Raw genomic sequence first — 6,836 nt, 5'->3', positions numbered from 1 at the left:
CCACCGAGGTCGAGGCCCTGCAGCTCGAGTACAACTGGATCAAGGAGTTCGATCCACGGTTCAACGTCCGATATCGCGACGACAAGAGCTACCCGATGCTCGCGGTGACGATGAACGAGGAATACCCGCGGTTGTTCGTCTACCGCGGACCGAGGCGCAAGGGCGTGCGGTATTTCGGCCCCTACGCGCACGCGTGGGCGATTCGGGAGACGCTGGATCTTCTGTTGCGGGTGTTCCCCGCCCGCACGTGCTCGACCGGAGTGCTGAAGCGCCACAATCAGATCGGCAGGCCCTGCCTGCTGGGTTACATCGACAAGTGCTCGGCACCGTGTGTCGGCCGAGTCAGCGCCGACGAGCATCGGCGCACCGTCGAGGACTTCTGTGACTTCCTGGCCGGTAAGACGGACAAGCTCGTTCGTCAGCTCGAGAAGAAGATGCAGGCTGCGTCCGAGGACCTCGATTTCGAGACCGCCGCGCGTCTGCGAGACGACGTCGGTGCGCTGCGTAGAGCACTGGAGAAGCAGGCGGTGGTGCTCGGCGACGGCACCGACGCCGATCTCGTCGCCTTCGCCACCGATGCCCTGGAAGCGGCAGTTCAGGTATTCCACGTCCGCGGCGGCCGTGTGCGAGGGCAACGCGGCTGGGTGGTGGAGAAGGCAGGCGAGGTGATCGAACGCCAGGACGAGGCCGATCTGCCCGCCCTGGTCGAACAGTTCCTGACGCAGTTCTACGGCGAGCAGGCCGCCCTGTCCGCACAGACACCGGGCGGCGACGACGGTGGATCCAATGCCGTCCCGAGGGAAGTACTGGTTCCCGTCCTGCCGGACAACGCCGACGAGGTTCAGGTCTGGCTCAGTGAGCTCCGGGGCTCGAACGTGACCTTGCGAGTTCCGCAACGCGGCGACAAGAAGGCGTTGGCCGAGACCGTCGAACGCAACGCCAAGGAGGCCCTGCAGCAGCACAAGCTCAAGCGTGCAGGCGACTTCACGTCCAGATCGGCTGCGCTGCAGGGTATTCAGGAGGCACTGGATCTGGATTCCGCACCACTGCGCATCGAGTGCATCGACATCTCCCACGTGCAGGGAACCGACGTGGTGGCCTCGCTCGTCGTCTTCGAGGACGGACTGCCCCGCAAGAGCGACTACCGCCACTACGCGATCAAGGAAGCGGCAGGCGACGGGCATTCCGACGACGTGGCGAGCATCGCCGAGGTGACTCGTCGCCGATTTTTGCGACATTCGGCCGACGGTACGGCCGAGGGAACAGGGGGCGATCTGGCCGCCGAAGCGGCCTTGGATCCGCAGACCGGCAGACCACGAAAGTTCGCGTATCCACCCAACCTGTTCGTCGTCGACGGCGGTGCCCCTCAGGTGGCCGCCGCCGCAGCGGTACTGGACGAGCTCGGCGTGACCGACGTCGCTGTGGTCGGTCTGGCGAAGCGTCTCGAGGAGGTATGGGTTCCGGGGGAGGAGGATCCGGTCATCCTGCCGCGCACGAGCGAATCGCTTTATCTGCTGCAACGGGTCCGAGACGAAGCGCACCGGTTTGCGATCACGTTCCATCGCAGCAAGCGATCACGGCGGATGACGGCGTCGGCCCTCGATTCGGTTCGCGGACTCGGTGAGTCGCGTCGAACAGCGTTGGTGGCACACTTCGGTTCGGTCGCCAACCTCAAGCGTGCAACGGTCGCGGAGATCGTCGAGGTTCCGGGAATCGGAGAGACCACGGCCAAGTCGGTGCTGGCCGCGCTGGGTTCCGACACGGACGACGCCGATGTAGGCGATGATGGCAACGCAAGTGCAACGACATCGGGCGAGAACACGGCGGAACATGCGATCGCACCGCGTGTGGAATCGGCGGGACAGGCTTCGTAGTGAGCGAACACCAGACACAGAGACATCCACCGTCCGAAGAACACCTCGAGCAGTCCATCGAGGGGGAGTCGCAGCACGACGAGATCGAGGTGGCGTTGGTCACCGGGGTGTCCGGTGCAGGATTGCGCACTGCGGCCAAGATTCTCGAGGATCTCGGCTGGTACGTCGCCGACAACCTACCGCCGGAGCTCATCTCCAAGATGGTCGATCTCGGACGCGAGTCCAAGCCCAGAATCGAGCGTCTGGCACTGGTGATGGACGTTCGAAGCCGCCTGTTCACCGGCGATCTGGGCTGGGTGGTGAAAGAACTCGACTCCAAGGGCGTGCGCAACAGAGTGCTCGTCCTGGATGCGTCCGACGCCGTGCTGATCCGTCGATTCGAGTCCAACCGGCGTAGCCATCCCCTGCAGAACGACGGTCAGGACGGAACGCTGACCGAGGGCATCACCGCCGAACGGTTGCGACTCGCTCAGGTCAAGGCAGCTGCGGATCTCACGGTGGACACCACGTCCCTGTCCGTGCATCAACTCCGGCGCAAGATCGAGACGGTGTTCGGCGCGGCCGAGACCACCGGAGTGGGCGTCACCGTGCAGTCGTTCGGCTTCAAGTACGGCCTGCCGATGGACGCCGACCTGGTCTGCGACGTGCGCTTTCTGCCCAACCCACATTGGGTGCCCGAGCTGCGCGAACATACCGGCCAGGACGCGGACGTTCGCGACTACGTGTTGGGGCAGGACGGGGCACGCGATTACCTGCAGACGTACACGCACCTGCTGAATCTGACCATCGAGGGATACGTGCGGGAAGGCAAGAGGTACATGACGGTGGCCGTTGGCTGCACCGGAGGGAAGCATCGAAGTGTCGCGATGACCGAGGCACTGGCGGCAATTCTCGCCGACCAGGGTGATGTGTCGGTGCGCGTGCTGCATCGGGATCTGGGTCGCGAATGAGCGAGGTCGACACCGAAGTACCGACAGCGGGCCCCAGGATCGTCGCGCTCGGCGGCGGGCACGGCCTGTACGCCACGCTGTCGGCGGCCCGGCTGCTCGGTCCCGACGTCACCGCCATCGTCACGGTCGCCGACGACGGGGGATCCTCGGGGCGTCTGCGGGCCGAGCTCGGCGTCATTCCGCCCGGAGACCTGCGCATGGCACTGGCTGCGCTGGCACGATCGGACGAGAGGACGCAGCTCTGGACGGACGTCCTGCAGCACCGCTTCGGCGGCACGGGCGCTCTGGCCGGACATTCGGTGGGCAACCTCATCCTCGCCGGCCTCACCGAGGTACTGGGCGATCCGATCGCCGCACTCGACGAGATGGTGCGGATGCTCGGAATCGACGGACGGGTGCTTCCGATGTCGCCGATCGCACTCGACATCGAGGCCGACGTCTCCGGTCTGGAGGACGACCCACGTGTGAGCCGCGTCATTCGCGGACAGGTTGCGGTGGCAACGACTCCGGGCAAGGTTCGCCGCGTTCGACTGTTGCCACCCGAACCGCCTGCCTCGGCGGATGCACTCGCTGCGATCGATAAGGCCGACCTCGTGGTGCTCGGACCGGGATCGTGGTTCTCCAGCGTCATCCCGCACGTGTTGGTGCCCGATCAGCTCGCCGCGCTCGCTCGCACGAGCGCGCCGAAGGTACTGGTGTTGAACCTCGCACCGGAGCTGGGGGAGACCACCGGATTCTCTGCCGAGCGCCATGTCCACGTACTCTCCCAACACGCACCGGATTTGGGAATCGACTACGTGTTGGTCGATTCCGCCTCGGTCCCGGAAGGCAGCAACCGCGAGCACGTGGCGCGGGCAGCGGCCCGGCTCGGTGCCGAGGTCGTCTACGTCGACGTTGCCGAAAACGGCACCCACGCACATCATTACGGCAAGCTTGCTGCGGCTCTCGGTTCCATCGTGTCGTCCACCGACGGCACCGCACCGACTACCGCACGCAGAGAGGGGATCACTTCGTGGCCATGACAGCGGAGGTCAAGGACGAGCTGAGCAGGCTCACCGTCAGTCAGGTCAGTTGCCGCAAGGCCGAGGTGTCCGCACTCCTGCGATTCGCCGGCGGACTGCACATCGTGGCAGGCCGCGTGGTGGTCGAGGCAGAGGTGGACCTCGGGTCCATTGCGAGACGGCTGCGTCGGGAGATCTTCGAGCTGTACGGCTACTCCTCCGACGTGCACATGCTCGGAGCAGGCGGGCTCCGCAAGACCTCTCGCTACGTGGTGCGCGTGGCCAAGGACGGCGAGGCACTGGCGCGGCAGACCGGCCTGTTGGACCTGCGCGGTCGCCCGGTTCGCGGCCTGCCCGCCCAGGTGGTCGGCGGCACGGTGGGGGACTCCGAGGCGGCATGGCGGGGCGCATTCCTGGCGCACGGTTCACTCACCGAACCGGGTCGATCCTCGGCTCTGGAGATCAGCTGCCCGGGTCCCGAGGCAGCTCTCGCGCTCGTCGGAGCCGCTCGACGCCTCGGCGTGGCCGCCAAGGCACGCGAGGTCCGCGGCACCGATCGAGTGGTCGTCCGCGACGGCGAGGCGATCGGGGCACTGCTCACCCGCATGGGCGCACAGGACACCCGGTTGATCTGGGAAGAACGACGGATGCGACGCGAGGTCAGGGCAACCGCGAACCGGCTCGCCAACTTCGACGACGCCAACCTGCGCCGCTCGGCCAGGGCCGCCGTCGCCGCCGCAGCGCGCGTCGAGCGGGCCCTGCACATCCTCGGCGAGGACGTGCCGGATCATCTGGCCGCCGCGGGCTCGCTCCGGGTACAGCATCGCCAGGCGTCGCTCGAGGAACTCGGCCAGTTGGCCGACCCGCCGATGACCAAGGACGCTGTGGCAGGCCGAATTCGACGCCTGCTGTCCATGGCCGACCGCAAGGCGAAGGAAACCGGAATTCCGGACACCGAGTCCGCCGTCACCGCCGAGTTGCTCGACGAGGCATGACCGGCCCGATCACGTGATGCGCGCGCTCTGCCTGCGCGCACACTAGGGTGGGAACCGCGTGTGGCACCCCGCACGCAGGCACAATCAGACATCTGTTTTCACAACTTTTAGGAGCGAACAGTGACGATCCGGGTAGGCGTCAACGGCTTCGGCCGCATCGGGCGTAACTTCTTCAGGGCTGTCGATGCGCAGAAGGCGCTCGGTACCACCGACATCGAAATCGTTGCTGTCAACGACCTGACCGACAACGCATCGCTCGCACACCTGCTCAAGTACGACTCGATCCTGGGTCGCTTGCCGCACGATGTCTCGCTCGAGGGCGAGGACACCATCGTCGTCGGTGGCCAGAAGATCAAGGCGCTGTCGCTGCGTGAGGGCCCGTCCGCACTTCCGTGGGGTGACCTGGGTGTCGACGTCGTCGTCGAGTCCACCGGCATCTTCACCGACGCTGCCAAGGCACAGGGCCACATCGATGCCGGTGCCAAGAAGGTCATCATCTCCGCGCCCGCCAAGGGCGAGGACATCACCATCGTGATGGGCGTCAACGACGACAAGTACGACGGCAGCCAGAACATCATCTCCAACGCGTCGTGCACCACCAACTGCCTCGGCCCCATCGCCAAGGTTCTCGACGACGAGTTCGGCATCGTCTCGGGTCTGATGACCACCATTCACGCGTACACGCAGGACCAGAACCTGCAGGACGGCCCGCACAGCGATCTGCGTCGCGCCCGCGCTGCAGCCCTGAACGTGGTCCCGACCGGCACCGGCGCGGCCAAGGCCATCGGCCTGGTTCTCCCGCAGCTGCTCGGCAAGCTCGACGGCTACGCGCTTCGGGTACCGATCCCCACCGGCTCGGTCACCGACCTGACTGCGCTGTTGAAGAAGAAGGCAAGCGCCGACGACATCAACGCCGCCATGAAGGCCGCAGCCGAGGGCCCCCTCAAGGGCATCCTGAAGTACAACACCGATCCGATCGTCTCCTCGGACATCGTCACCGACCCGCACTCGTCGATCTTCGATGCGCCGCTGACGAAGGTCATCGACGATCAGGTCAAGATCGTCTCCTGGTACGACAACGAGTGGGGCTACTCCAACCGCCTCGCCGACCTCATCGGTCTCGTCGGCAAGTCCCTCTGACACCGATGGCTGTCAAGACACTGCAGGATCTGCTCGATGCCGGTGTCGAAGGCCGTGGCGTCCTCGTGCGATCGGACTTCAATGTCCCGCTCGAGGACGGCACGATCACCGACCCCGGCCGCATTCAGGCGTCGATCCCGACTCTCCGGGCACTGGTCGAGGCGGGTGCCAAAGTCATCGTGACCGCGCACCTCGGTCGTCCCGACGGCAAGCCCGACGCGAAGTACAGCCTGGCTCCGGTCGCAGCGAAGCTCGGCGAACTGCTCGGACGCCACGTTCAGCTCGCGGGCGACGTGGTGGGTCAGGACGCCGAGGCTCGGGCCGAGGGTCTGACCGACGGCGACGTGCTGCTGCTCGAGAACATTCGCTTCGATCCGCGCGAGACCAGCAAGGACGAATCCGAGCGAGCTGCTCTGGCTCGTGAGCTCGTTGCTCTGGCCGGCGACGACGCGGCCTTCGTCTCCGACGGATTCGGCGTCGTGCACCGCAAGCAGGCATCGGTCTACGACGTGGCGCAGTTGCTGCCCCACTACGCGGGCACTCTCGTCGCGGCCGAGGTCGAGGTACTGGCCAAGCTCACCGAGGACGCCGCGCGTCCGTACGCGGTGGTGCTCGGCGGCTCCAAGGTCTCGGACAAGCTCGGCGTCATCGAGGCGTTGGCCCCCAAGGTCGACACCCTGGTCATCGGCGGCGGCATGGCGTTCACTTTCCTTGCCGCGCAGGGATATTCGGTCGGCAACTCGTTGTTGCAGGAGGATCAGATCGGGGTCTGCAAGGACCTGCTCGAGCGTTTCGGTGACGTGATCCACCTGCCCGTCGACATCGTCGTCGGAGACAAGTTCGCGGCGGACGCCGAGGCGAAGACCGTGAAGGCAT

At 66.0% G+C, this 6,836-nt stretch carries 6 protein-coding genes; all 6 read left to right on the top strand.

Translation table 11 applies throughout. From position 1 onward, the window contains the following. The coding region (gene uvrC, locus A2J02_RS12790) for an excinuclease ABC subunit UvrC (protein WP_068050531.1) at positions 1-1,874 on the top strand (1,874 nt) is incomplete at its 5' end. Between the two features lie 56 nt (positions 1,875-1,930). Then, the gene (gene rapZ, locus A2J02_RS12785) at positions 1,931-2,824 is read left to right on the top strand and encodes an RNase adapter RapZ (RefSeq protein WP_068050532.1); all 894 of its coding nucleotides are present in this window, start codon (positions 1,931-1,933) and stop codon (positions 2,822-2,824) included. Further along, a complete protein-coding gene (locus A2J02_RS12780; protein WP_068050530.1) occupies positions 2,821-3,846 on the top strand; it encodes a gluconeogenesis factor YvcK family protein in 1,026 nt (341 codons plus the stop codon). The genes rapZ and A2J02_RS12780 overlap by 4 nt, the downstream gene beginning before the upstream one ends. Beyond that, entirely contained in the window at positions 3,837-4,820 is a 984-nt protein-coding gene (gene whiA, locus A2J02_RS12775) for a DNA-binding protein WhiA (RefSeq protein ID WP_068050529.1), read from the top strand. Before A2J02_RS12780 ends, whiA begins: the two co-directional genes overlap by 10 nt. Positions 4,821-4,940: 120 nt before the next feature. Next, entirely contained in the window at positions 4,941-5,960 is a 1,020-nt protein-coding gene (gene gap, locus A2J02_RS12770; protein ID WP_032365753.1) for a type I glyceraldehyde-3-phosphate dehydrogenase, read from the top strand. Positions 5,961-5,965: 5 nt separating this feature from the next. After that, positions 5,966-6,836: phosphoglycerate kinase (locus tag A2J02_RS12765; RefSeq protein ID WP_068050528.1), on the top strand; the 871-nt coding region annotated here is incomplete at its 3' end.

Source organism: Rhodococcus sp. EPR-147, assembly GCF_001647185.1.
Lineage (GTDB): Bacteria > Actinomycetota > Actinomycetes > Mycobacteriales > Mycobacteriaceae > Rhodococcoides.
Note: the sequence above shows the minus strand (reverse complement) of the source record. Positions and strands in the feature narration are given on the sequence as shown.